We start from the raw sequence: 24,885 nt of genomic DNA, 5'->3' as shown, positions 1-24,885 counted from the left end.
ATGGAATTACCACATTAAACATCGGGAAAGTGCCCTTTGGGAGGGCGTAATACCGGGAACTAGAAATAAAAGTTTAAATACAATATATTTATGAAGAAAAATAATCTAAACATCTATGGCCAAAGGTTCGCATGGGGAGCCTTGCTGTTTTTCGTTGCTTGCATGTCGGCATGCCGAAGCGACAATGGAGACGTTTCTTCTGCAGAATACGACCCATCTCGACCTGTCACCGTGACAGACTTCATCCCCAAAGAGGGCGGAGTGGACCAAAAGTTGGTTGTTTACGGCAGCAACTTCGGCAACGACACCGGCAATGTCAAAGTCACCATTGGCGGACAGCGCGCCGTTCTCATCAGTGTTAAGGGCGATTGCCTTTACTGTTTGGTGCCAGCCAAAGCCTATTCGGGCGAGGTGGTGGTCTCTGTTGGCGGAAAAACGGACAACGAACAGAGCGCAACGGCCAGCAGCAAGTTTAACTATGAACGAAAAATGGTTGTGGGAACGCTCAGTGGCGTACGTAACCAATTTGACGACCAAGGTTGGCACGACGGCCCTTTCAACACGGCAACAGGCTATGCCGGCGAAGGATGCCTTACCTTCGACCCCTTAAACCACAACATTCTGTATGCCGTTTACGATGAAAATGCACACGGCATACAAGCGCTTGACATGGAAAAGAAGGAGGTAAAGACCATACTCTCTATGTCTAAGTTCGACAACCACCGACTACGCTCCATCGATTTTTCGAACGACGGGCAATATATGCTCATCTCCACCGACCGCGACGATCGCCAGTTGCAAAGTCCTAGCGTGTGGATTGTTAAACGCAACGCCGATGGGACCTTCACAGACGCATCAAAATCGCAAATCTTAGCTGCCTACAAGCAGTGCAACGGAGCCGCCGTGCATCCCAAAAACGGCGAGCTTTACTTCAACAGTTACGAGCGCGGACAGGTTTTCCGCCTAGACATGAACAACTACTTCAACACCGTTGCAAGCGGCGGAACATGGTATCCCAACTGGACCGACGGCAACTTTAAGGAGCTGTTTACCATTCAAGATGTGAGTTGGGAGTTTAAAATCTTCATCCACCCCACAGGCAAGTACTGCTATATCGTGGTTATAAACAAGCATTACATTCTGCGTTCCGACTATAACGAAACCACCAAGAGCTTTGCCCCACCATACGTTGTGGCCGGACAAGCGCGAAACGACGGATGGGTAGACGGTGTTGGCACCGGTGCACGAGTAAACAGACCCTACCAAGGCTGTTTCGTGAAGAACAAGAAATACGTTGCCGAGAACCGCGACGATGTGTACGATTTCTACTTCTGCGACAACCGTAACCACTGTATACGTTATCTCACTCCCGACGGCATCGTCCGCACATACGCAGGACGCGGTACTTCGTCGCAAGCTGGCGATGGAAACACATGGGGAACGGAAGACGGAGACCTGCGAGAAGTGGCTCGTTTTAACAGTCCTACGGGAATTGCCTACGACGAGAACTCTAACACTTTCTACATCCTAGATACCCAAGGACGAAAGATACGCACCATTTCAATGGAAAAATAGAACTCCAAATAGAGCCATAAGACAATGAAAAAGATATTTATATTATTCTGGATGTTGTGCGGCATTACGCTTAACGCCTTAGCACAAGAACAGCTGGAAATATCGGGAACAGTAACCGACGCCACAGGAGAAGCCCTTATTGGCGTTAGCGTCACCGTGAAAGATGCCAAGGGACTGGGTACCATCACCAACATCGACGGTAAATACACCATCAAGATGCAGCAATACCAAACGCTGGTGTTCTCTTACCTGGGCTACAAACCCGTAAGCGTGCTGGTTAAAGGCGACAGAAGGGTTATCGACGTACAGATGGCCGAGGAGAAACTCAACACCATCGACGAGGTTGTCATCACGGGTCTTGGCGCGCAAAAGAAACTCACCGTTACGGGAGCCATCACCAATGTCGACCTCGGACAAATGAAACAATTCCCCTCATCCAACTTCACCAACGCCTTGGCAGGTAATGTTCCAGGCATCATCGCCATGCAATCGTCGGGTCAGCCGGGTAAAAGCACATCGCGCTTTTGGGTTCGCGGCATCTCAACCTTCGGCGCCAGTTCCGATGCGATGATACTAGTAGACGGTTTCGAACGGTCGAACATCAACGACTTGAACATTGAAGACATCGAGAGTTTCTCGGTTTTGAAAGACGCTTCGGCAACGGCCATCTATGGCTCGAAGGGTGCCAACGGCGTTATTCTCATCACCACCAAACACGGTAAGGAAGGAAAGATAAACATCAACGCCAAAGGCGAGGTAGCGTATAACACCCGTACCATCACCCCGAAGTTTGTTGATGCGCCCACGTATGCCACTCTGCTCAACGAGGCACGTATAACGCGCAACCTCCCTCCGCAGTATCAACCCGAAGAGCTGGCACTAATCAGGTCGGGACTGGACCCCGACTTCTACCCCAACGTAGACTGGTCGAAACTTCTTCTTAAAGATGGTGCAATGAGCTATCGTGCCGACTTGAGTTTGAGTGGCGGTGGAAACACAGCCCGCTACTTCGCATCCCTATCGTATGTAGAAGACCAAGGCATGTACAACACCGACGAGACATTGCGCAACAGGTACAACACCAACGCCAATTTCAAACGCTGGAACTATCGTATGAATGTGGACATAGACGTTACGCCCACAACGGTTATCAAGCTGGGCGTATCGGGCAACCTCAACAAGCGCAACAGTCCAGGTCTTGGCGACCAATATGTATGGGGCGAACTCTTTGGTTTCAACGCCCTAAGTTCTCCCGTCCTCTATTCCAATGGCTATGTTCCGGCCTACGGTCGCCAAAAATATCAAATGAACCCTTGGGTTTCTGCCACACGCACAGGTTACAACCAAGAATGGGACAACAACATACAGACAAACGTAACGGTAGACCAAAAGCTGGATTTCATTACCCGTGGCCTCTCGTTTACAGGTAGGTTCGGATACGACACCTATAATAGCAACCACATATACCATCGCCTTTGGCCAGCCATGTATCGCGCCAACAGCCGCGATTCGCAAGGCAACATCATTTGGGATAAGCTTTTCGAAGAGTCGCCCATGGCCCAAACATCAGGTGGAGAAGGTTCGCGGCGCGAGTTTTTGGAAGCTTTACTACGTTGGAACCGCACCTTCAACAAGCAACACAACTTTGGTGCTACTGCCCGTTTTACGCAAGACGAGCGGATACAGACACAAAATATCGGCACAGACATTAAAAACTCTGTCAGCCAAAAGAACCAAGGCGTTGCAGGGCAGATAACCTATAACTACGCCCTACGCTATTTTGCCGACTTCAACTTCGGCTATAACGGTTCCGAAAACTTTGCCGACCACCATCGCTTTGGTTTCTTCCCTGCCTTCTCCCTAGCATGGAACGTAGCCGAAGAACCTCTCGTAAAGAAGGCATTACCGTGGCTCAACATGTTCAAGCTACGCTACTCGTGGGGTATGGTGGGCAACGACAATGCAGGAAGAAGCCATCGTTTCCCCTACCTTTACACTATCGACTTTACTAAAGAAGGCTACAATTGGGGGTCGAACCTTACCACAGCCACCACCACAGGCATGCACTACACGCAGGTGGCATCGCCAAACGTTACATGGGAGATTGCGCGCAAAACCGATGTTGGCTTTGACTTCGTGGCGTTCGACAACAAGTTCTCGCTCACGATGGACTACTTCTACGAGAAGAGAACGGGCATCTTCATGCAACGCAACTTCTTACCCGACATCACAGGACTTGAAAGTCGCCCTTGGGCAAACGTTGGCGCCGTAAAATCTAGCGGTTTCGATGGCAACTTCCAATACAAGGACCACATCGGTGAGATAAACTGGACGGTGCGCGGAAACATCACTTACAGTAAAAACACCATCCTAGAACGCGACGACGAAAACAACGTTTACGCCTATCAGTACGAAAAAGGCTACCGCATTGGCCAACAAAGGGGGCTTATTGCACAAGGCCTCTTCCGCGATTACGACGACATTCGCAATTCGCCCAAGCAAAGTTGGGGAACCGTACAACCTGGCGACATCAAATATAAAGACGTTAACGGCGACGGCGTTGTGAACGATGGCGACCGCGTGGCCATAGGTGCAACCAGCACCCCTAGCCTCATCTACGGGCTTGGAGCCTCTATTAGCTGGCGCGGTTTCGACTTTAACTTCCACTTCCAAGGAGCTGGCAAATACACGTTCCTCATCAACGGCGGTACGGTTAACGCCTTCAGCAATGGCCGCTGGGGAAATATCCTTAAAGGAATAACCGACAACCGATGGATTTCAGCCGACATTTCGGGCACCAAGGAAACAGAAAATCCCAATGCCCCCTACCCCCGTTTGAGTTACGGCAGCAATAGTAACAACGAGCAGGCATCTACCTTCTGGTTACGCAACGGCCGTTTCTTGCGCCTCAAAAACCTCGACATTGGCTACACAATGCCCAAACCCTGGGTCAACGCCATACACTTGGAGAGCGCACGAATCTACATTTCGGGGCAAAACCTCATCACGTGGTCGGCCTTCGACCTTTGGGATCCCGAACTCGACAGCAGCAGGCGAGGCGAAGAATACCCCATCACTCGTTCGTTTACGGCAGGCATACAAATTAGTTTATAATCACAGACATACAACATGAAACGTAAAAATATTGCCCTGATAACGTTGGCGTTGGGCATCGGAACACTCTTTTCCGCTTGCAACGACTATCTGGACTCCGACAAATACTTTGAAGACCGTACCACGATTGAAAAGGTCTTCACCAGCAGAATACGCTCCCAACAATGGCTTGCCTACGCCTATTCGTTCTTGAAAGACGAGAACGCCGACGTTGTTGGCAAGGAGAAAGAAACCAATTCGTTTACCTTTGCCGACGACATGTACTATGGCGACCGCGACGTTAACTACGACTCTAAGGAGGCTGACGAGCTTTCGTACAACACGTTCATGCAAGGCGAATACGACGAAAACGACTTTAACCAAGGCTGGACAATGTGTTACAAGGGCATTTATCAGGCCTCAGTGTTCATCGCCAACATTTACAGGAACACCGAAATGACCGAAAAAGAACGGCTCGACTTTAAAGGGCAGGCACGTTTTGTGCGCGCTTACTTCTATTGGCTGTTGCTCCGCCGTTACGGTCCTGTGCCAATCATGCCCGACGAAGGCGTTGATTACACCCTTAGTTACGAACAGATAGCCACGCCGCGCAGCTCGTACGAAGAAGTGGCCAACTATATTAGCAGCGAAATGGTGCAAGCTGCCAAGGAAATACAATACACCAGGCGCGACGGCGAAAACATCGCACGCCCCACAAAGGGCGCTTGCCTGGCTACACGTGCCCTGGCATTGGCTTTCGCTGCCAGTCCGTTGGCCAACGGTAACACCGATGCCTACGCCAAGCAGCTGGTAGACGACAAAGGCCGGACATTGCTCAACACCGACTATCAAGAAGAGAAATGGGCGCGCGCCGCCGCTGCCTGCAAAGACGTTATGCAGCTTGGTGTGTACGACCTCTATCACGCCTCGTTCAGCACAACAGATGCAGCTGGCGACCCGGCCACCATCGTACCTGCCGACTCCACTTGCCAATTTGCCCAAAACGACTGGCCAACGGGCTGGAAAAACATTGACCCCTTCAAGTCTTACCGTGTTTTGTTCAACGGAGACGTTGCTCCAGAAGACAATCCCGAACTGATATTCTCGCGTATAGACCAAAATGCCACACGCATAAACCACAGCATGATGTCGTTTGCACGTCATTCCATGCCTCGCGACTTTGGCGGATGGAACACACATGGCCTTACCCAGAAGATGGTAGATGCCTATTATATGAACGACGGAACCGACTGTCCTGGCAAAGACAGCGAGCTGAACGGCGGGAACGGTGCTGAACGTCTCAAAGGATTTACCACCGCACGCGACTATCGCCGCGGAAAATACAAGCCATTGGCCGCCAACGTGTCGTTGCAATATGCCAACCGCGAACCGCGTTTCTACGCCTCGGTGGGCTATAACGGCTCTGTTTGGGAGTATTTGGGCGACCCTGAAAACACCCACCACAACCGCCAAACCTTCTATTATCGCGGTAGTGGCAACGGCTACAACAACTCGCAGTTCTACCTCCGCACGGGTATCAGCGTGAAAAAGTACGTCAATCCCACCGACGTTCCCGACCGCGAAGACTATAAGAACATCAAGAACAGGGCCGAACCCGCCATTCGCTATGCCGACATACTATTGCTCTACGCCGAGGCACTCAACGAGCTTGATGGCACATACACCATCCCATCGTGGGACGAAAGCACCACTTACAACGTTCGCCGCGACATTGCCGAGATACAAAAAGGCATACATCCCATACGCATACGCGGCGGAGTGCCCGACTATTCGACAGACGTCTATGCCAACAAAGACCTCTTGCGCGCCAAAATTAAACGCGAACGCATGATTGAATTCATGGGCGAGGGCAAGCGTTACTTCGACCTGCGCCGCTGGAAAGACGCGCCACGAGAACTGAACCAACGCATTTATGGCTGCAACGTAATGATGGATGCCAACCACGCAGCAGAGTTCCAACAGGTTATCCCCATCAACAACCTGCGCAGCACATTCTCAGACAAGATGTACTTTTGGCCCATCCGCCACAGCGAACTGAAACATAACTCGCGCCTGACACAGAACCCAGGATGGACCTACAACGATTAACCTACCCTTTAAGTGACAAGAAAATGAAAGTAATACATCTTCCGATATATGCGGCGATGCTCGCAAGCGCACTCGCCACGCTTACCGCCTGTAACGACGAATGGAAAGAAGAGCAATACACGCAGTACGTTAGTTTCCGCGCGCCGCTTGGCAAATTGGGCGTTACCAACGTTTATGTGCCTTACAGCAGGCGCAATGCCGACAAAACTTTTGTCGAGGGTAGCGGTCTCTCATCGTATAAGCTACCCGTAATCGTTAGCGGTTCGCTGCAAAACGAAAACAACATCACGGTGCATGTTGCACACGATGGCGACACGCTTAACGTGCTAAACCAAGCCCGTTTCTTAAATCGCACCGAACTGTGGTACACCGACATGAAAGATTATGCCACTGTTCCTGAGACGACGACCATCCCATCGGGCGAGAACGTGGGGCTGCTTAACATAAAATTCAACTTCAACGGCATAGACATGAGCAACAAATGGGTATTGCCGCTTACCATCGTAAACGGCGAAAACTATGGCTACACAGCCCATCCACGTAAGAACTACGCCAAGGCGCTGCTCCGCATCTTCCCCTTTAACGACTATTCGGGCGACTATTCGGGCAGTACGATGAAGATTTTCGTTACAGGCGACGAGGCTAACGCCACCGCTAAATCTATCATTCGCGGATATGTGGTGGACGATAAGACCATCTTTTTCTACGCAGGCGACATAGACGAGAGCCGCACCGACCGTGCCAAGTACAAGGTTTTTGCTCGTTTCAACGGCGAAAAGGAAGGCACGGTAGACTTCTATACCACCAACAACGACCTGAAATTAAAGGTGAACAAGCAGGCCTCGTTTCACATTATCGAGCAAAAAGACGATGTGAAGCCTTATCTCGTGCACCGCTACGTTATCATCAACAACATTAGCTACGATTACGTAGACTACACCTCGGCCCCTGGAACAGAGTTTAATTGGTCTGTTAGCGGCACGCTCACACTAGAACGACAGATAAATACACAAATACCCGACGAGGACCAAGCCATCGAATGGTAACGTTCCTAGTTGCCTAAACACATTAAGGCGTGTCTGATCAACCGCACGCCTCAACACAGGCCCACTCTGTTAAGGCAGGTTCTAAAAATTACCTCCACTGGATTTTTAGGCTTTATCTGTGCAGATTTCTATTACCCATTGATGGAACATAGTGAACTATGCGACTGAAAGGGTAAGAGGAAGATGCCAGATAAAGGCAAAAAGACCGTGAAGAGCGAACTAAAAAAGGAGAAAAGACGTAAGCGTGGAATTTTTAGAACAGGCCGTAAATCTTTCTTAACCTCCCAACTCTCTTAAAAAATAAAATGGTTGATTGTTGTTATAGTAGTAGTCAGAAAGCCATGCTTTATCTCTCAATGGGATGTAAGCATGGCTTTCCCTTTCTCCCCTCCCCTCTCCCCTATTGCCTATAAGCAATGTCTTGCAAGATATATTAGTGGTGGACGAGTGGACAAGTTAACTTGTTAACTGGTCAACCGGTCAACTTTATACTATGTAATATTTTCAGCAAGATTTTTAACATTATGAGTGCCATCTTTGTCCACCAAACGCCTACCTTGTCTCAAAAAATCGATTCTCGCGACGGTTGGTTATGATGTAAAAAGGGGCAGCGAGTGAATGCTGACAAAATGAATGTTTATTACAAAAAGCTGACTTTTGCGCCAGATTTTGGGCTATTTGATGCTAAATGCCGTGCAATATGCCGCTAAACGCAGTGCGTTTTGGTGCTAAATGCAGTGCGTTTTGGTGCTAAATGCAAGGCGTTTTGGTGCTAAATGCAGTGCAATATGCCGCTAAATGCGAGATGAAAAGCATAAAAATGCACTGCTATTGTATAAATAAAACCCTTTAGAGCCATTAAAAACATGGCTGAAAGGGGCAATACAACCGTCAAAAAGTGGGTTTTTAGGGGCTAAAAGTGGGTAATTGGGCTTGGAAAATTTCGAATTGGCAACCAAACTAGAGAGGCAAAATGGTGCAAAATGCAGGTTCTATTCTTAAAAACAGACAAAACAAAAGGCATGAAAGGCTAGAAATAGCGGCTAATTGCTGGTTTGGAAACCATCATTTTCGCTAGAATGGGATGATAACCAGGAGGCGTTTTGTAAAATATGAATACCAATTTTAACAAAAACCAATCACCCAAAAAAAGATTGAACCCAAATGGGTTGTTAGGGCTTGTGCAGATTTTGTGTATTGCGGAGCATATTGTCTGACTTATTCTTGAAGGCATAGCGGGCTACGTTAAGAGAATAAGACAGGCAAAATGCCGACAAGCAAACGAAAGATGAGCAGGAAACGATGCAAACAACCTGAAATAATTGGTAAGCGGCCCAACGAGCGATTGGGATTGAAAAATAGTTGCTAATGCCCAATTAAGGTTTCATCCAAGAAAACTTAGCGGCTAATCAATGGAATTCAGCCATGTGGCCAAGGTTAAAAACATTTAGCGCAACAATAGCTGAACGGCGATAGCGTTTAGGATAACAATGCTCATGCCCACCAACTATCGGCAGAACCATTATTTGCCACCGCTAATTTTCAACAGAGCGGTTTTTAGTAGAATAATATAGTAAATAAAGGCATTACATGAGATTTCAGATCTATATTTGCATATAAGCCTAATTTGAAATTTCTTAGCACCCACCTTAAACGAGCAAACGCCCACCCCATTATGGAGTGAGCGTTTGTTTGACTTTTGTTTTGCTGGGCTGCAATGGGCAAATATGCCGTTTTCACCCAAGCGTTACTTGCGTTTTCCCCCTAAGAAAGGGAAAAGTTGTGGAGCTGGTGGGATTCGAACCCACGTCCAAACAGGGAAACCATACGCTTTCTACACGCTTATTCCAGCCTTCGGTTTTCGTGCATTGGCAAGACCTGGACCACCAACCAATGCCTTATCCCCTAAAATTTCATTCGGCGAGCGGGGCCACGCCAAACTATTTCCGATTTCTCTGCACCGCTATATCAGCTGGCTTCGGAACAACAGCCTCTGAGCGATGTCTCGTTCCATCACCTAGTGACGGAATAAAGCCCAAAACCTACTATACTTCGGTTAGGCAGCGAGAGCGTAATTTCTTTCGCCAATTAAATTGTCGATAACTGGGATTATGGAGCCAGCCACCTACGCTCCACGTGCTTACATACCATTTCATCCCGCTGTCAAATCCAGTCAACCCCGATTTTGTTTGCCCATAATTAGTTTGCATATTTTTGTATACAGCTACTTGTTGGGGCGTGGCGAAATGCCATAAATTAGTTTGCAAATTTACACATTATTATTTATACGTGCAAGTTTTGGGGCTTTTTTCACAACTTTTGTGCATTCACCGTAGCATAATGCAATAAGATGGCTTGTTCTTCGTTTATGCAAATGATTATAAGACTATGAAAGTAACGGTAATTACAGTGGCCTTTAACAGTGCTACAACTATTGCAGACTGTATGCAATCGGTGTTAGACCAAACCCATCCTGACATCGAATACATCGTTGTTGACGGGCAATCGAACGACAACACCATCGACATTATCCGCGAGTTTGAACCAAAGTTTACGAACAGGCTGCGCTGGGTGAGTGAGAAAGACAATGGGATATACGATGCCATGAACAAAGGTCTGCGCATGGCCACGGGCGAGGTGGTGGGTGTTTTGAACTCGGACGATTTCTTTACGACGACAGATGTGGTGGAGCAAGTGGCGCAAGCGTTTTCCGACTCTATGCTAGATGCCGTTTATGGCGACGTGCATTTCGTTCGGGAACCCGACTTAACGCATAGCGTGCGGCATTATTCATCGGCAGGTTTTCGCCCCTGGTGGCTGCGTTTTGGCCTTATGCCCGCCCATCCCTCATTCTATGCGCGTAAGGAGGTGTTTCAGAAAGCAGGCCTATATAAAACCGATTATAAGATTGGTGGCGACTTTGAGATGATGGTTAGGCTTTTTAAACGGTTCAACATTAAGGCAAAATACCTGAACATAGACTTTGTTACGATGCGCACAGGTGGTGCTAGCACCAAGAATATGGGTAGCCGACTGACCCTATTGCGCGAGGACACGCGGGCATGTAGGGAGAACGGTATATACACCCACCCCCTTTTAATTAGCTTGAAGTATTTTTATAAGGTGTTGGAATATAGGTTTTAACGCCTCTCCTTGGTCAATGGGGCAATTATTGTTGCCTTGTTCCACCTATTAGAGTTTGGAATATAGTTCGAGGTATTCGGAAAAGCGTTCTTCCTTATTGAAATGCCGAACAATTCGTTGCCGACAAACATCCTCGAAAGTTGTGGCAGGCTGTTGGCATAGGCGCCCTATCTCGATGGCAGCAGTTTGTATGTCACCTTTTTCTACTGCTAAGCCTGTGCCTGTTGTAATTGTTTCGGGACTTCCACCTGTTTTGTAAGTAACGACTGGTGTTCCACATGCCATTGCCTCAAGGTTGGTTGTGGGGAAGGTGTCTTCCCAAGTTGGGTTGAAATAAACGTTGGCAACAGAATAGAGTGAACAGAGTTCGTGTAGGTTATCAGTGCGGCTAATGCCTACAATGCCTGCTCGGGCCGCTAATTTTTGCTCTTGTTTGTTTAGACCAACAAGAACGATACGGATGGATGGGGGCAAGAGTGATGCGAGTTGAAGAAAGTCGGGCAAACCTTTTCGGTACCAATTGGAGGCAATTCCCAAAACGATGGCGCAATGTTCAGGGATGCCATACTTCTTTTTAATCCAGTTTACTTCCGTCTGCTTGCTAAAAACATTCGTATCAATACCATTATATATAAGGCGAGTGGGCGTATGCTTGAAAAACGACAGCTGTAACTGGCGTTGTAGCCACTGACTTACGGGAACGAGTGTAAGGCGGTTGAGGGAAAGAAAGGCCTCCTTTTTCTGCTCGAAGTTGCGATACGAGCGGTCTAACAGCAAGCTCTTAGGGTATGCGCCTTTTTGGGGGCATACCGCACAATGCGTCTTCCATTTCTCGCATCCAATAAACTCGTAGTGGGCACAATGGCCAGTGAAACTCCAACAGTCGTGTAGAGTCCACACCACGGGGACGTCGTGTAGGCGTAGGTATTGAAAAAGTAGCGGATAATTGAGGTAATAGCCATGTATGTTGTGCAAGTGTACGATGTCGGGGTTGACGTTTCTGACAAATTGCAGTAACGACTTTGTAGCCTTCTGGGACATTAAGCCGTGGTTGTCAAATAGTCGTGAGGCTATCCCATGACGCATTTCATCCCATCTGTTTCCGATATGGAAGAGATTGGATGCGCTGGGATTGGCCCATCTTCCGTATGCGATGTAGCTTTGCCAGCCTTGCTTGATAGCCGCTTGACCTATGCCCTCGGCTATTTTCCCATGCGACCCCCAGTTGGCGGTGATATTAATTTGCAACAGCTTTTTCATTCGTAGGTCTTATTACAACTGACGAAATAGTTAAGATGCTTAATTGGCCAAAAAGGCTCGAAGTGCCTGCGATTGATAACTTTCCCATTAAAAGAGAAGTAATGTTTGTAATCGGATTGTGAGAAGACGTACTTATAAGCATTGCAGGCGATGTCTATCGACCGCTGATTGGCATGCGTAAGCCTTCCATAAGGAAAGGCAAAGTAGTTGCAGGGGTGTAGCAGTTGTTGTTCTATCACTGTTTTGCAGGCTACGATTTGGTGACGGAGCGTGTCTTCATCGTCGGTGTTAATCATATAATGGTCCAAGGTGTGTGCCCCTATAATATGTCCGCGGTTAGCCAATTCCCTTAGATGCGACCAACGCATAGGCTGTTTTCCCTCGGTAAGCACCGTGTGGTTGTTGAAATGCTCAATGTAAGCGTCGTCTCCCTCCACATAATTTGGATTGACAAAGAAGAGAGCATTTACGCCAAACTCTTCCAAAAGAGGAGCGAAAATGTCGTAACACTCCATAAAACCATCGTCGAACGTGAAAGCCACCAGTGGTTTGTCGGGATGTTCTCTGCGCATAATTCTCTCAACGGCATCTTCTATTCGAATGAAAGTTACATTACGCGACAAGTTTTCCAGTAAGTTCCGAAAAGTGTCAGGTTCTTTTTCGGTCGCTATTCTGTGGCCGTTTAAGATGTGGATACCTGGGGCGGGAGTTGCCCAGGCACCAAGAACGTTAAGTATTTCTTCTCGGACAACGCCACGCAGACGTTGGTATAGGGTGGGGTTATGTTTCATTTAGCACTTTTCTAATTACTTCCGTTTGATAATGAATGTTCCATTTACGGTCGATTTCGTCAAAAGCCTTCCGCCTAGTTTGCTCGCGCTTGTCTGCATCTACACATATCCAACATTCTATTTCCTGTTTCAGGCTCTTGGCATTGCCTTGTTCGAAGAATGTTCCCGTTTCGCCTTGACGTATGGCCTCGAACTCCGGCATTTGGTAAGCGAAGTTGTTATGGGTAACAACAGGGCATCCAAACGAAAGCGCATGAATGGCTGTAAGGCCTACATTACCAGGAGAGACGCAGACATGGGCATTGTAGAACAATTGTCCAAGCACCTCGTCGTCATAACAAGGGCCATACATCCAAACGCTATCAGCCACGTTCTTATCTTTGGCATACTGGTCGATATTAACTTGTTCAACATCTTTACCAACGAAAACAATGTTGACTGGGCGGCCTTCTTCCTTAAATGCCGCAGCGCAATCTACAAGCAATTCCAGTCTTTTTAATTTTTGTATTCTTCCACAATAGATAATGGTGGGATTGTCGTTTAGAAAATGTTGGCGGTAGATGTCGCTACAAGTAAGTTGTTCTCGTATGGCACGTTCTTTGTCCGAATCCATCGAATTGGCGATGCAATACATCTTACGCCTTGGTATTCCCTCTTTCTGCATCAGGGCAATGGCGTATTCGCTATAAACCATCAATGCGGAATGCAAGGAGAAAAAGAGCTTTTTTACCTGTCTTTTTATTTTTCCCTCCCTGCCATACCATCCATGCGTCCATGCAATGGTTTTCTTTCGGGTAAGCTTGGCTAACAACAATATTGCCCACGAGGAAAGACAGAAGGGCTCGCCATCAATGATGTAATAACGGTAGGGCTTAAAAAGCAACCTTACCGAACCACGTTGCCAATAGAAGGGACCGAAATAAACGTTTTTCAATGTTTGGCGATAGCCTTCCAGCTTGGTATAATCGAACTTCTTTATTGGTGTTGCTACTTTGTTGCCCAAGTAAAAATGACATGCAAAATTTTTCGCCATCTCACTGAAGATGGGGAAACGGTAGTGTGAACCTATGTTTGTAATAAGACAAAGCGATTTGGAAGTATCCATCTGTTAACTTGTTGTATGCAGAACTTGTTATACGTATAAAGTCACTGTTATCGGTGATTTCATTTAGAGGTTTGTCGGCTGCTCATACTTTGGGGCAATTTCTATAAGGGAGTCTTTCTTAATTGACCCAAGTAGAGAGCTTTTCCTAGACACACTATTGGTAATCAAGCAAATTAACAATATGATGTTGTGGCTAAAACCAACGTTATGTCCAACAGGATAATAAAGAGCATTCGTCATTGTATGGGGTGGATTAAGTGGGTGTTTTGTTCTTGACAAGTGGACTTTCCACCATCAGCAGGATAATGAGCAGAATGAACATTCCACTAGACAACAAGGTTGTGAATATTGACGTGTTAAGCAGAAAGGACAACGTCGGGAGAAAAACAACGAAGAGGTCTTTCAGTTCATACCTAAACGCTATTGCGTTGATAAATTGTAATAACACGAAGAAGAAGACACCTATAATAACAACACCCGACAATCCCCAAGCCGCTATACCATCTGTTAAAAAGAAGTTGGCATTGGCGTTTTGCGTTCCATGTGCAACAACAACACCCAACGGAACGTCATAAGGATAGGCGTTGGTTATGGCGTTTACAATGTTGATGTGTGAATAGTGCGTATAAGGATGCTCACTGAAGAAATGCAAATAGAACTGAGACAGCCAACCCGCCACACAGACAGTTCTTAAAAGCACAATTGCACCAACAACAAAAAGAATCTCGTTATCTTGGGCAAAATAAAGCGCAAATGATATTATTACCGTGGTGACAATTATAAGCGAATGCAGTCTTTGGGATATGGTTTCGTGCTTTAATTGCACGACAAAATAGAGCGCAACCAAAACAAAGGGCATAACGAAGGTTATCTTTTGCATGTCTACCATGAACAAGAGAATGTAGCCGAACAGTATGGCAAGCGCCTTAAGCCATTTTTTCTCTCGCAGATAACAAACCAATAAGAATGGATAGAATGCGCCCGAAAGCCATCCTTGAAGATAAGCGATGAAACCTCCGCCACCGTTTATGGCCTCTGAATTTTGGCTGCGTAAGTCGTATAAGACATCAGATTGCGTGAATATGTTGACAAAATGCATCGACTTCATCCTCGACAATACGAAAATAGCTGTTATAATCAAGGTGATGATTTCAATCCATCGAAAAGATAATGCAGGCCGTAGTTCAAGTGGTTTGAAAAGATTTCGCCAACTATCCATCCCAAAGTAAACAATGAAGAACAAACACATTACGCAAGCGTAAGAATAAAGGCTATAAGCATCTATGCCGTTGGTGACGAATAAAGCGTGTATAAATGGGATGTAAACCAACAGATACAAGAAAATGCAAAAATAAGAAGACATGCTCTTTATGCCCTTATACAGGGTAAAGGGAAGGATTGAGAATGTTATCCACAACGTCTTTGGGAGCGGTTCCATTTCAATATAGTCTAAGCCCATGTAATAAAACAGCTTGAAGACAAAATGCTCGAACATGAAATCATAGGTCAGGATGTATGCCGTTATACATAGCATACGTCCCAACAAACTGTTCGCATTCATTATGTACCCTATCGCCTTTCTCATAACTCCCATGTGCGAAATATGAAAAACAGAAGTGCAAGGATACAAAGAGGAAGACTCTTAATGAAGTCTGACAAACTAAGATGTACAAGTCCTAACACCTTCCTAAACAGGAGCGTCTTTACCGTTGCGCATCCTACGGAATAAGAAATCAGTATGGTTGCAAAACCATATCTGTAATTGCAGGCAAACAGGATACAGCCAATACCGACAATGAAATACAACAGTTCGTAGCGTAAAAGTATGTGCTGCTTATTTATTCTCCTAAAAAGGGGTATGAGCGGTTGCGTAAGGATTGTAGACATGGCCCAAAGCGAAAGGCATATCGACATGCTACCTGCCTCGTGCCACTTGTCACCTAAGAACCACACAATGAGTTTGTCGCCACCTAGACAGATAAAAAGGGTAGGAATGACAGACAACATGAGCGTGGCATTAACTACCTTCTTAGTAACTTGTTTTATTTTGTCCTCGTCTTCAGTGTCACAAATCTCTTGATAATACACTTTGCCTACTGCCGACCCGACAAACGACATTGGTAAGAGTAACAGTTGAAGTATGATGGAATAGCATCCGATGACGCTTTGGCTGAAAAAGGCGGATAGGATTAACAATGGTAAGTTGAATGCAGCAAACGACAATGCGCTTGCTGGGGCATCATACAAAGGGAAACTTTTGTTCTCGAGAGCGCACCTACTCATCGAAGAAAACGAAATGGGCCTTGCTCCAGACATCTTAATTTTCATCAGGACAAAAGCGACGAGGAATAAGGCTGTTATTGCCTGGGCAAGAACCGTACCTAACAGCAGTCCGTTGGCAACAGTTAGGCCGACAGCTCCAAACACAATACGGAAAAGCCCTTGTGAACCACCCTGGATAATGTGGTTAACGGACAATATGGTGTACTGTTCGTGTCGGTTAATTACATTATAGCATACTGTATATAGAATAAAAAAGAACAAGTATACCATTAACAACGTGAACGAGGGAAAACTATTGAAAAAGGAAATGTCTAACGACTTCCCTAATACAAACGTTGCACCAATCAATAACGTGGTTGAACAGCCAAGCAAAAGACATAGGGCAACAATGTTCTTTTCTTCTCGACGGTCTATCTTAACTATGGCATTCTCATATCCTAAGAATATAAGAACGGTTACAATCGATATGAACGAAGAAAACACTCCCCACTCACCGAAATCTTCTTTCTCGTATAAACGCGAAAGAATAGGCGTCACCAAGAATGGTAATATGTACATGATGATATTACCAAACGAGAGCTTTAGCATGTTGCCAAAAGCTTTGTTCTTCCGTATGTCGTTTAACTTACTGTTCAAAATTGTACTTTGAAGGTGATGGCACATAATATATGGTGACGCCTCTACGTCCCAATTCAAGCATTTTCTGCAAGCAGGGTGCTGAATGGAACACCTTAATACTCAAGTTAGAGAGCCTTGTGTGCTGATAACAGTCAGCGGAAAATCTCTTAATTATTCTTCCTTCCCTAGACCTCCGCTCCAAATTTCCCTCTAAGCAGGTGTATTCTTTCACTTCTCCAGAGGACGTAAGGTAGCGGTAAGTTTTCTCTTCGGTGAAAAACTGCGCCCAATAAGGATGTTCTTTATACAGTATGGCCTCAACACAGTGTACGAATGTACCAATATAAAACTTTGGAAGACCGATGGAGAACACTAGTGCGTTGAGCTTTGTCATTCTATACCACGGCGAAAGCTCATCCCAACAGTTAGTGCTCTTATGGTGGTCTTTAGTGAGCCATTCAGCATATTGTCCCCATGCACATACCGAATGCTGCACATTGATGCTGCGAACGACGCCAGGGAATGTTCTAAATGTTTCTGCCAAATAACCAGCCTTAGTTGGAGCTGTCGCTTTGTCGAAGATATAATTGGCATCTTTCTGAAGAAGAGGGTCGGGAAATGCAGGCATGAGGAGTGTGCCTTCTTGAGTTAGCACTTTCATAACGGCAGTTATCAGTTCTTCAGCTGTGCCCTTATAGTTATAAAACTCCATCATTGAGGCGTGTATGCAAACAACACTCCCTTTCTTCATTCCTAACCGTTGCATCTCTCTTACGATGTCATTAGCCGTGTAGGTTTTGTGGTATACCAGCTTCCCTATTTCCTTATGCGTCTTCTTTTTCAGCAAAGAGAAGTCCTTGATGCCAGTTATACCCTTAACAAATAAGCCTAATCGAGTTATTATGGAAACCCCCATACTAATCAATTAAATAGTTTGCCAAGTTCTTTTCGCAATAACCAAAGCGATTGCACTACGAAAACCAACAGCATTATTGTCAGGACAAAGAACATACGCTTGGGACCTGCTGGTTTAAGAGGAACTGTAGCACCTTTTAATATGGTGAAAGCAGGTGTCTTCTCTTGAACTTTTGCTTTTGCCGATTGGAGCTGCGTAGCTAGCGTAGTATATGTGTTAAACTTAAGTTGCATGTCGTTCTCCAAGTCTTCTCGCTTTGCCCGGAAACTCTCCAATATCAAATCTGTGTTTGCGTCCGAATAGCTAGTATATAGCTTACGCGACTTTTCATAAGCCTGTTTAGCCTCCTGCACCAATTTTTTGTAGTACTCCATGTCATTGCGCGCCTTAGTTGTTCGATACTCTGTGATGAATGCTTGAAGTTTATTCCTAACAGAATCTGCAAGGGTTTTACAGATTAGGGGGTCTTGCGCTTGTGTCGTTATCGTAATAACCCCATTCTTCGAGTCCACACTTAGTTTTACAGCATGGCGTATTTGTTCCATTACAACACTTTGTTCTTTTGTTAAGTTGTAAGGGTTAACAGCTGTTTTCGGCAACACCTCTTCTTTCTTTTTCAAGAAAAAAAGAGCATCTTCCCACCATGTTTGCTTTTGCCTATTAGCGAGATAGTCGTAATAGGAGGTGTAGATAGACTTGTCTGACGTTTGAACAGGAATAGTGAATAGGTTCGAAACAAACTTGTTGTCTTCCAACAACGAAGGGTAAAGCAATGGGGTGATGGCGTCTTTTGACTGTATATCCGAAAGGTCTATTCCCAACGATGACGCAATGCTTCCCAATGCTCCCCCTTTGCCAGGCGTTTCTATTTCAGGTGCAAGCTTTGTATCCGTTTCGTAATAGCGAGGATAGCCGATAATATACAGGCAAGAAAGGATAAAGGTTATTGACAAGACTTTTGTGTAGCTTATCCTTTTAATCCATATCTTTCTGAACAACGAACGTAGGTCCACTACGTTCTTGTCGTTTTCCACGTTTTCCATATCGTCTATATGTGTATTGTTACTTCATCAAATTCGCAATCGTGGCTATCAGCGTGGCAAGGCCGGCCATCGTTGTTCCTACCGAGAGCCATTGGGTAAGTGCCTTGCCATTGTTTTCGGGCTTGGTGGGCACCACAATCTCGCAACCAGGAAGTATTTTCGCGTTATGCCCAACGCGCGCCACGGTTCCATTCATATATATAATATAGGTGTTGCTCTTCTTAGAACGGTTTCCAAAGCCACCTGCTTGATTGATGTACCATGCTGGGCGCCGGCCTTTCTCGTAAGCCACCGTATTGGGATACATCACGTTACCACTAATCTTCACCGTTCCGTTGTATTCGGGCACGATAAGCTTATCGCCTTCGCGCAACACGAGGTCGGCGTCGCCACCTGGTTCGGCCAATGCCTTTTCTAGTTCGATACCCACATAATAGGTGTCGCCAAGGTCTAAGCGTTTCTTTTCCACCGAGTCTTTCTTGCCACTTTGCATCTCGGCCAAGCGCAAAACGGTTTCCATGCGTAGCCGTTCATCGGGCGTGATGCGGCGTTCTAGTCGCGCACCGCGAACATAAGCCAAGTCGGTTACGCCGCCAGCCCGCTTAATGGCATCGCTAAGACGTTCGTTCTTGCTCGTAAGCGTATAGGTTCCTGCGAACATCACCTGGCCTTGCACGGCGATATTCTTCTGTACATTGTAGCCGGGGCTCTTTCGTACATACACCTCGTCGAAGGGTTGCAGCGTAAATCCTGTTTCTCCGTCTACCACAAACCCGTCTTTAAGGGCAAAGGTATAGGTACGCGAGATGACCGAGTCGGTACTCAGAGCCTTAGGGTTGACGATGCGCCGAGCCACATCCACCTTAGTAGTAGATGCCGACTCTCTCAGTCCGCCCGCTTGCAGCACCAAGTCTTCTAGTGTTTCGTTGGCGGCATACTTGTATATGCCAGGATACATCACCTCGCCATGTATGGTTACGGTTTGTTGTTGCATCATCTCGCCCTTTGTGGGAACGAACAGCACGTCGTTCTTTTGCAGGGGAATGTCGGCCACCTTGCCGCTCATAATTCCTTCAATGTCAACGGGTATCACCTCCAAAGTGCGGTCGGGACGCATGCGATGCATCACGGCGCGTGCCGTAAAAGCCTCTTCGGTAATGCCTTCGGCGTGTTCTATCAGCGTGCGAACGCTGTTGATGGAACCGCCAACCTGGTACATACCAGGGCGGAACACTGCCCCTTTCACTTCGGCCATATTTGAAAAGCGCGGCAAAATGGAATCAACGCTAACCGAATCTTCATCGGCTAAGTGGAAAGTGTTGAGGTCGAACTCGTCTATGTTAAACACCGAATACTCGCGTCCTGTCTTTCTCACCAGCCTAACCGTCTTGGTGTAGGCATCGCCCGTAAAGCCGCCAGCGTATTTCAGCAACGTACCCACACTCTCATTACGTTTCATTTCATAATACATGGGGCGTTTCACCTTACCCGTAATGTTCACCAAGCAGTCGTATGCGCCAACCACAACCACGTCGTTGTCGGCCAATCGCACGTTACCCGTTAGCTTGCCATTCAATATATAGTCGTAGATGTCTACCACCGTAACAAGCTTGTTTTGCCGATACACCTTGATGTTACGCAGCGTTCCTAAGTCGTTTATGCCGCCAGCCATGTATAAGGCATGAAAAACCGACGCGAAAGCTGATAGCGTATAGGTGCCAGGCTGTTTCACTTCGCCCATCACGTTCACCATAATGGTGCGCGTTTGACCCACAGTTAAGCGAACACGCGAACTGCTATAACGCGAACCTAGCGTAGAACGCAGGCGTGCGTTGGCTTCGGCCACGGTAAGTCCGCTCACCTGTACAGGCCCGAAACCTTCGATAATCACGTCGCCATCGGGCGAGATAGTTGTCTGTTCCGACTTCTGCGATGCGCCATAGATGTCAATATTAACTGCATCGCCAGGCCCCAGCCGATAATTTTGGGGTGTGGCGATATTCATGTTGGGTTCAAACGACAGGTCTTTGCGGTTAAAGATGTCACGTCCGAACACTTTTTTAGGCATCTTGCCCACGTATATTTTCAGTTTCTCTCGTTCCCGTTGTGTGGCCGAGTCGGGCAAAAAATCGTCCAACTCTTGTTGCATCAGCCTATGGTCAGCAGTGTTCCGTTGTTTTGTTGGCAAGTCGCCTTCTTCTTGCTGTGCACCCCTCACCATCATGTTGTTCTTCACGTTCTTCTCGTCTTTCTTGTTTTCGCCGTTGTTCTTCCGCATACGGCCGTCTTCAAGCTTGCTTTCCTTGTCGGTGCTGTTGCTCACTTGCCCTAGGCCCTTATCTTTGGCCACACGTTCGTATGCTTTTTTAACGCGCCTTATTTGCTGAATGTCTACGCCACGCTGCATCAGCTTGGTTACTATTTGGGTCTGCGAGGTACCTGCCTCGTGCTCTTTAAGTACAAACTGCATCACTTGCGAGTCGGTCATAGACGATTGTGCCCTTAGCCCAAGCGAGCAAAGGGTCATCAGCAGCACAAGTAAAAGACTTCTTTTCATTTCCCGTTTTTATATTTACTTCATAAGCAAGTGGTCGTGCCTTTTCGTCACACATATATAATGTGTGCCCCTATTTTCGGCTGCCACTGCAACGTATTTTTTGTTTGTCCTAATTGTAAAAGCCCTTTGGCTTGTTTCTCTTATGTCGGCCTGCCATTATTATTAATGATGCAAAGCCTTTATTTAAACTCCTTGTGGGGTGTTTTATTGCATGCCCCACCTATAAAAAATGTTTGCTTGGCGTTCCTTACTCCTTTCAGATAACCGTCAAGGCACTTGCCTTCTACTTTTCGCAGACCATGCAAAGATACAAATAAAAAGTTGCTTTCCTACTCCTTAACCTGCATTTTTGCATTTGCCCCAGCACCAATGTGCATAGGCCATGAGCCTAAAACTTAACGAAATGCAACCTACATTTGCGCGAACTTAAAACTATCCGCGAACTGGTTAGGTCATCAATCTTGAAATGTTCGTTAAGGCTGTTTACGCCATAATGCAGCAGAATTTCCGTGTTCTCCAATGGTTTGTCACCATTCTCGCGGTCGTAAAGATAGGGTTGCGAAAGCATTAAGCTGTCGCCCTGCCTTTCAAAGCGCAGCAAACATTTACTTATTTTCCCGTCTACGTCTCTCAGTTCAAGCAATTTATGTTGAAAGGCCCAAAACAGGCGCTTACCCTGCATCGTATTTACGCCGCCCGTACCAATGCTGTCTATCTGTTGCAAACGCCAATAGCCGTCTAATTTCTTGTTGCGCGAAGTCTCTAGCTCGCAACTGCCAAGCAGGGCCAGCACCATCAATGCCATACCAACAAATTGCAACAAGCCCATAGGCCTGCGTATCTTCGCATTCTGTGTCATGTTGTTTGTCTTACCTTTCATTTAAACAGCCCTTTCTTAGCCACTGTAAGTTGTACGCCCCACTTATTACCCAATATCCGCCCCATGTCTGCACCCACTGCGGCAGCCACATTCCAGTCGTTGCGCAGTTCGTACTTGCCTTCCAGCATCAAGCTAACGTTATGCTCTTTCTTCTCGAAGGGGTCGGAGTAAGTGCCAAGCCCATTTTGATAAGTGGCAAGGAAACGATAGCTCAGTTCGTCGGTGGGTTTTCCGCCGATGCCAAGATGCCAAGCTACAAAACGGTTGTTGGCCACATTGATGTTGCCATTGGTGTTATAAATGGGCGAACGATAAAGCGGATTACCCATTACCTGCCCCCAATGCTGCCAGCCCGTATAGATATAGTGGTTGTAATAGTTGTCTTGCCCGCCCAAGTGGTCGGCAATGGTGTTGGTGTGGTCGTGGTAGATAGGGCCGCTTTGGTATTTGGTGTAAAGGTATTCAAGCACCACATCTGTAATCCATCGTCCGTATTTAAAGTTCAGTTCCGCCCCAAGCATCCAATCTTTAAGGTCGTAAACAAAAAAGCGGCGTTTCTTTTTCTGCAACCATTCATCGCCCGTACCATATCCGTCGTAGTCTAGTTGCAACATCGACGAATGGTCTTCGAAATACTTGTCGGCATAAACAGAAAACCGCCAGGTGTCTGCATCGTAGTTCACACGCGCCAACCATGCGCCTAGTTGGTTGCCTTCGGCGTTTTGGTAAGTTGTTTCACCAACATCGGCACCACCTGGCAAGAAAGCCTTTACAAACGATTTAAGATTCGTCCTACCACGAATAACCTTCATCGTTCCATCGTCTAGCGGTTCATAAGACGTGCCACCAAAGGTGGATGCCATTTCCAAACCCAACTCTAACGACAGAGGCGTGAACCGTTCGGGGTTGCCAATCATAATATAGCCTGCCTTACTGTGGTAAAGCACATTCTCGGTATATAGGTGCTGTTGACCTGTAAAACGTTTCTGCCAATTGTCGTCGGTTGTCTTTCCGTATGCCGCGTGGCCTTTAAGGTGCAACCATCCATTGCCAAAAGGCAGTGTCCAATAATCGGGTAAAGCCAAACGCACCTGCGGAACGGGGCGCGCATTGATGCCAAGCAACTGCGAACCACTGCTTAAAGCATTGTTTTTCAATTCCATGTTGTGGCGTTTGCTGCCGATGGTGAGCGTGGCATGCAGCCAACGGGCCTGCACAAAGGCTTGGTCTACCACTATTCTGCTAGTGAAACCTTGCGTTAGTGCCACATTCAGCCCATAACCTACCCCCCATCTGCGAACAGAGTCGGTGGTTAGCGGGCGTTCGATACCAGCCAGCAAATATCCGTTAGTCTTTTCCAGCGAACTTAGTCCGTGTTTGTTGGCGTTTAGCCAAAGGGGTGTTTGTCCACTCGATTGCGTGGCTTGCACCTCAACGCTATACCCCAACCCCTTGCCAAGCTTTATCTTTCCGTGTTCGTTTGCTTCGCGCCATGTCTGTGCCTGTGCAGTGAATGCAGGCACCATACATGCCCAAAGTAAAGCGGTAAAATAATGTTTCATACTCTCTAAACAACGCAAGACGTTTAATATTATTTTATATCTCTTGCATTTTCTTACTTTATTTGTTTTTTTAGATGCCGTAGTCGCCTTGATTTTTAACCCAAATCGGTTGTTGGCCTGTGCAGACCTTGTTTGATTGTTGAGCGTATTGCCTGTTTTATTCTTGAAGGCGTAGCGGGCTACGTCGAGAGAATAAGGCAGGCAAGATGCCTACAAACAAACGAAAGATGAACAGGAAACGTTGGAAACAACCTAAAATAATTGCTGAGCGTCCTGACGGCCGATTGGCGTACAATCAAAAATAGATTTTAGAAAAGATTGAAAGGCTGTATGCTATTGCCGAAGTCGTCTTGACGTTTACTACTTCTACAACTTGAGAGGAGTTTGTTTTCTTTGTGCTTTAAAACTGAAACAAACTCCCCATTCATGTACGAAGTACCTGGATAAAGGTACGATAAAACCTGAAATACTGCCCCATTTGTCTGTGGCAAAACATGGTTATATTTCAGAAGGTAACCTGACGGAAGTTGTTCCATACACTCTCTACAAGTTGAAAACCGCTTGTCGAAAGCAGGTTACTTCTGCGTTTACATGATGCTGTATGTAAGTGGCATGCCCTGCAACCGCTCGCGCTAGCCGTCGCAAGCGTACATGTTTTCGGTGCCGTTGCTCACTCGCACGAGTTTACGGCATAATGAATTTTGTCTAGTTTCGACAACAAATTTAACACTGTGAGTACCCTTTTTGTTCACCAATCGCTCGCCTTGCCGCAAAAAATCGATTCTCGCGAAGGTTGATTTTGACGCAAAAAGGGGGTAGCCTATGAATGCTGCAAAATGAATTTTTATTTAAAAAGACGGCCATTTGCACCAGATTTTGGACTATTTGCCGCTAAATGCACTG

The 24,885-nt window shown here is 46.6% G+C and carries 15 protein-coding genes and 1 other RNA gene; 5 read left to right on the top strand and 11 right to left on the bottom strand.

Annotation, left to right across the window (positions count from 1 at the left end; genetic code table 11):
* Window positions 1-90 precede the first annotated feature (90 nt).
* The 4 genes from HMPREF0670_RS01125 to HMPREF0670_RS01110 are packed head-to-tail and all read left to right on the top strand — an operon-like array spanning window position 91 to window position 7,823.
* On the top strand, window positions 91-1,575 hold the full coding sequence (locus HMPREF0670_RS01125; RefSeq protein ID WP_009229319.1) for an IPT/TIG domain-containing protein: 1,485 nt from the start codon (window positions 91-93) through the stop codon (window positions 1,573-1,575).
* A gap of 24 nt (window positions 1,576-1,599) precedes the next feature.
* Window positions 1,600-4,689, top strand: a complete 3,090-nt coding sequence (locus tag HMPREF0670_RS01120) for a SusC/RagA family TonB-linked outer membrane protein (protein ID WP_009229318.1) — start codon at window positions 1,600-1,602, stop codon at window positions 4,687-4,689.
* Between the two features lie 15 nt (window positions 4,690-4,704).
* Complete coding sequence (locus HMPREF0670_RS01115; RefSeq protein ID WP_009229317.1) at window positions 4,705-6,777, top strand: RagB/SusD family nutrient uptake outer membrane protein; 2,073 nt, start codon at window positions 4,705-4,707, stop codon at window positions 6,775-6,777.
* A gap of 23 nt (window positions 6,778-6,800) precedes the next feature.
* Window positions 6,801-7,823 carry a DUF4973 domain-containing protein gene (locus tag HMPREF0670_RS01110; RefSeq protein WP_044077827.1) on the top strand — a complete coding sequence of 341 codons (1,023 nt, stop codon included), beginning with the start codon at window positions 6,801-6,803 and terminating at the stop codon, window positions 7,821-7,823.
* Window positions 7,824-9,603: 1,780 nt separating this feature from the next.
* Here the strand turns inward: HMPREF0670_RS01110 and ssrA are convergent.
* Window positions 9,604-10,004: a transfer-messenger RNA gene (ssrA, locus tag HMPREF0670_RS15455) on the bottom strand.
* 207 nt (window positions 10,005-10,211) lie between these two features.
* On the opposite strand from ssrA, the gene HMPREF0670_RS01105 reads away from it, so the two are divergent.
* Entirely contained in the window at window positions 10,212-10,967 is a 756-nt protein-coding gene (locus tag HMPREF0670_RS01105; protein ID WP_009229315.1) for a glycosyltransferase family 2 protein, read from the top strand.
* A gap of 48 nt (window positions 10,968-11,015) precedes the next feature.
* Here HMPREF0670_RS01105 and HMPREF0670_RS01100 read toward each other — a convergent pair whose 3' ends face one another.
* The 10 genes from HMPREF0670_RS01100 to HMPREF0670_RS01055 all read right to left on the bottom strand — a co-directional run bounded on the left by HMPREF0670_RS01100 (window position 11,016) and on the right by HMPREF0670_RS01055 (window position 23,982).
* Window positions 11,016-12,227: a glycosyltransferase gene (locus HMPREF0670_RS01100; RefSeq protein ID WP_009229314.1), complete on the bottom strand. Its 1,212-nt coding sequence runs from the start codon at window positions 12,225-12,227 to the stop codon at window positions 11,016-11,018.
* Window positions 12,224-13,018, bottom strand: coding sequence for a polysaccharide deacetylase family protein (locus tag HMPREF0670_RS01095; RefSeq protein WP_044077570.1), 795 nt, complete (start codon window positions 13,016-13,018; stop codon window positions 12,224-12,226). Before HMPREF0670_RS01095 ends, HMPREF0670_RS01100 begins: the two co-directional genes overlap by 4 nt.
* Window positions 13,008-14,123: a glycosyltransferase family 4 protein gene (locus HMPREF0670_RS01090; RefSeq protein WP_009229312.1), complete on the bottom strand. Its 1,116-nt coding sequence runs from the start codon at window positions 14,121-14,123 to the stop codon at window positions 13,008-13,010. The genes HMPREF0670_RS01095 and HMPREF0670_RS01090 overlap by 11 nt, the downstream gene beginning before the upstream one ends.
* A 253-nt stretch (window positions 14,124-14,376) precedes the next feature.
* The gene (locus HMPREF0670_RS01085; RefSeq protein ID WP_232213840.1) at window positions 14,377-15,684 is read right to left on the bottom strand and encodes a hypothetical protein; all 1,308 of its coding nucleotides are present in this window, start codon (window positions 15,682-15,684) and stop codon (window positions 14,377-14,379) included.
* A 20-nt stretch (window positions 15,685-15,704) separates the two neighbouring features.
* Window positions 15,705-16,994, bottom strand: coding sequence for an oligosaccharide flippase family protein (locus HMPREF0670_RS01080; RefSeq protein ID WP_044077567.1), 1,290 nt, complete (start codon window positions 16,992-16,994; stop codon window positions 15,705-15,707).
* A 37-nt stretch (window positions 16,995-17,031) separates the two neighbouring features.
* The gene (locus HMPREF0670_RS01075) at window positions 17,032-17,871 is read right to left on the bottom strand and encodes an AAC(3) family N-acetyltransferase (RefSeq protein WP_232213839.1); all 840 of its coding nucleotides are present in this window, start codon (window positions 17,869-17,871) and stop codon (window positions 17,032-17,034) included.
* 74 nt (window positions 17,872-17,945) lie between these two features.
* Complete coding sequence (locus HMPREF0670_RS01070) at window positions 17,946-18,983, bottom strand: chain-length determining protein (protein ID WP_009229308.1); 1,038 nt, start codon at window positions 18,981-18,983, stop codon at window positions 17,946-17,948.
* A gap of 19 nt (window positions 18,984-19,002) precedes the next feature.
* Entirely contained in the window at window positions 19,003-21,540 is a 2,538-nt protein-coding gene (locus HMPREF0670_RS01065; RefSeq protein WP_044077565.1) for an SLBB domain-containing protein, read from the bottom strand.
* A 388-nt stretch (window positions 21,541-21,928) separates the two neighbouring features.
* On the bottom strand, window positions 21,929-22,420 hold the full coding sequence (locus HMPREF0670_RS01060; protein ID WP_009229305.1) for a lipocalin-like domain-containing protein: 492 nt from the start codon (window positions 22,418-22,420) through the stop codon (window positions 21,929-21,931).
* A complete protein-coding gene (locus HMPREF0670_RS01055; RefSeq protein WP_232213838.1) occupies window positions 22,417-23,982 on the bottom strand; it encodes a capsule assembly Wzi family protein in 1,566 nt (521 codons plus the stop codon). The genes HMPREF0670_RS01060 and HMPREF0670_RS01055 overlap by 4 nt, the downstream gene beginning before the upstream one ends.
* Between the last annotated feature and the right edge of the window lie 903 nt (window positions 23,983-24,885).

This window comes from Prevotella sp. oral taxon 317 str. F0108, from assembly GCF_000162415.1.
Taxonomy (GTDB): Bacteria; Bacteroidota; Bacteroidia; order Bacteroidales; family Bacteroidaceae; genus Prevotella; species Prevotella conceptionensis.
Note: the sequence above shows the minus strand (reverse complement) of the source record. Positions and strands in the feature narration are given on the sequence as shown.

Bases quoted from the DNA above. Each gene is read 5' to 3' on its own strand.
- HMPREF0670_RS01090 (WP_009229312.1), bottom strand. From the start codon at position 14,123: ATGGATACTTCCAAATCGCTTTGTCTTATTACAAACATAGGTTCACAC.
- HMPREF0670_RS01070 (WP_009229308.1), bottom strand. From the start codon at position 18,983: ATGGAAAACGTGGAAAACGACAAGAACGTAGTGGACCTACGTTCGTTG.
- HMPREF0670_RS01085 (WP_232213840.1), bottom strand. From the start codon at position 15,684: ATGAATGCGAACAGTTTGTTGGGACGTATGCTATGTATAACGGCATAC.
- HMPREF0670_RS01080 (WP_044077567.1), bottom strand. From the start codon at position 16,994: ATGCTAAAGCTCTCGTTTGGTAATATCATCATGTACATATTACCATTC.
- HMPREF0670_RS01110 (WP_044077827.1), top strand. From the start codon at position 6,801: ATGAAAGTAATACATCTTCCGATATATGCGGCGATGCTCGCAAGCGCA.
- HMPREF0670_RS01115 (WP_009229317.1), top strand. From the start codon at position 4,705: ATGAAACGTAAAAATATTGCCCTGATAACGTTGGCGTTGGGCATCGGA.
- HMPREF0670_RS01065 (WP_044077565.1), bottom strand. From the start codon at position 21,540: ATGAAAAGAAGTCTTTTACTTGTGCTGCTGATGACCCTTTGCTCGCTT.
- HMPREF0670_RS01055 (WP_232213838.1), bottom strand. From the start codon at position 23,982: ATGAAACATTATTTTACCGCTTTACTTTGGGCATGTATGGTGCCTGCA.
- HMPREF0670_RS01095 (WP_044077570.1), bottom strand. From the start codon at position 13,018: ATGAAACATAACCCCACCCTATACCAACGTCTGCGTGGCGTTGTCCGA.
- HMPREF0670_RS01060 (WP_009229305.1), bottom strand. From the start codon at position 22,420: ATGAAAGGTAAGACAAACAACATGACACAGAATGCGAAGATACGCAGG.
- HMPREF0670_RS01105 (WP_009229315.1), top strand. From the start codon at position 10,212: ATGAAAGTAACGGTAATTACAGTGGCCTTTAACAGTGCTACAACTATT.
- HMPREF0670_RS01125 (WP_009229319.1), top strand. From the start codon at position 91: ATGAAGAAAAATAATCTAAACATCTATGGCCAAAGGTTCGCATGGGGA.
- HMPREF0670_RS01120 (WP_009229318.1), top strand. From the start codon at position 1,600: ATGAAAAAGATATTTATATTATTCTGGATGTTGTGCGGCATTACGCTT.
- HMPREF0670_RS01100 (WP_009229314.1), bottom strand. From the start codon at position 12,227: ATGAAAAAGCTGTTGCAAATTAATATCACCGCCAACTGGGGGTCGCAT.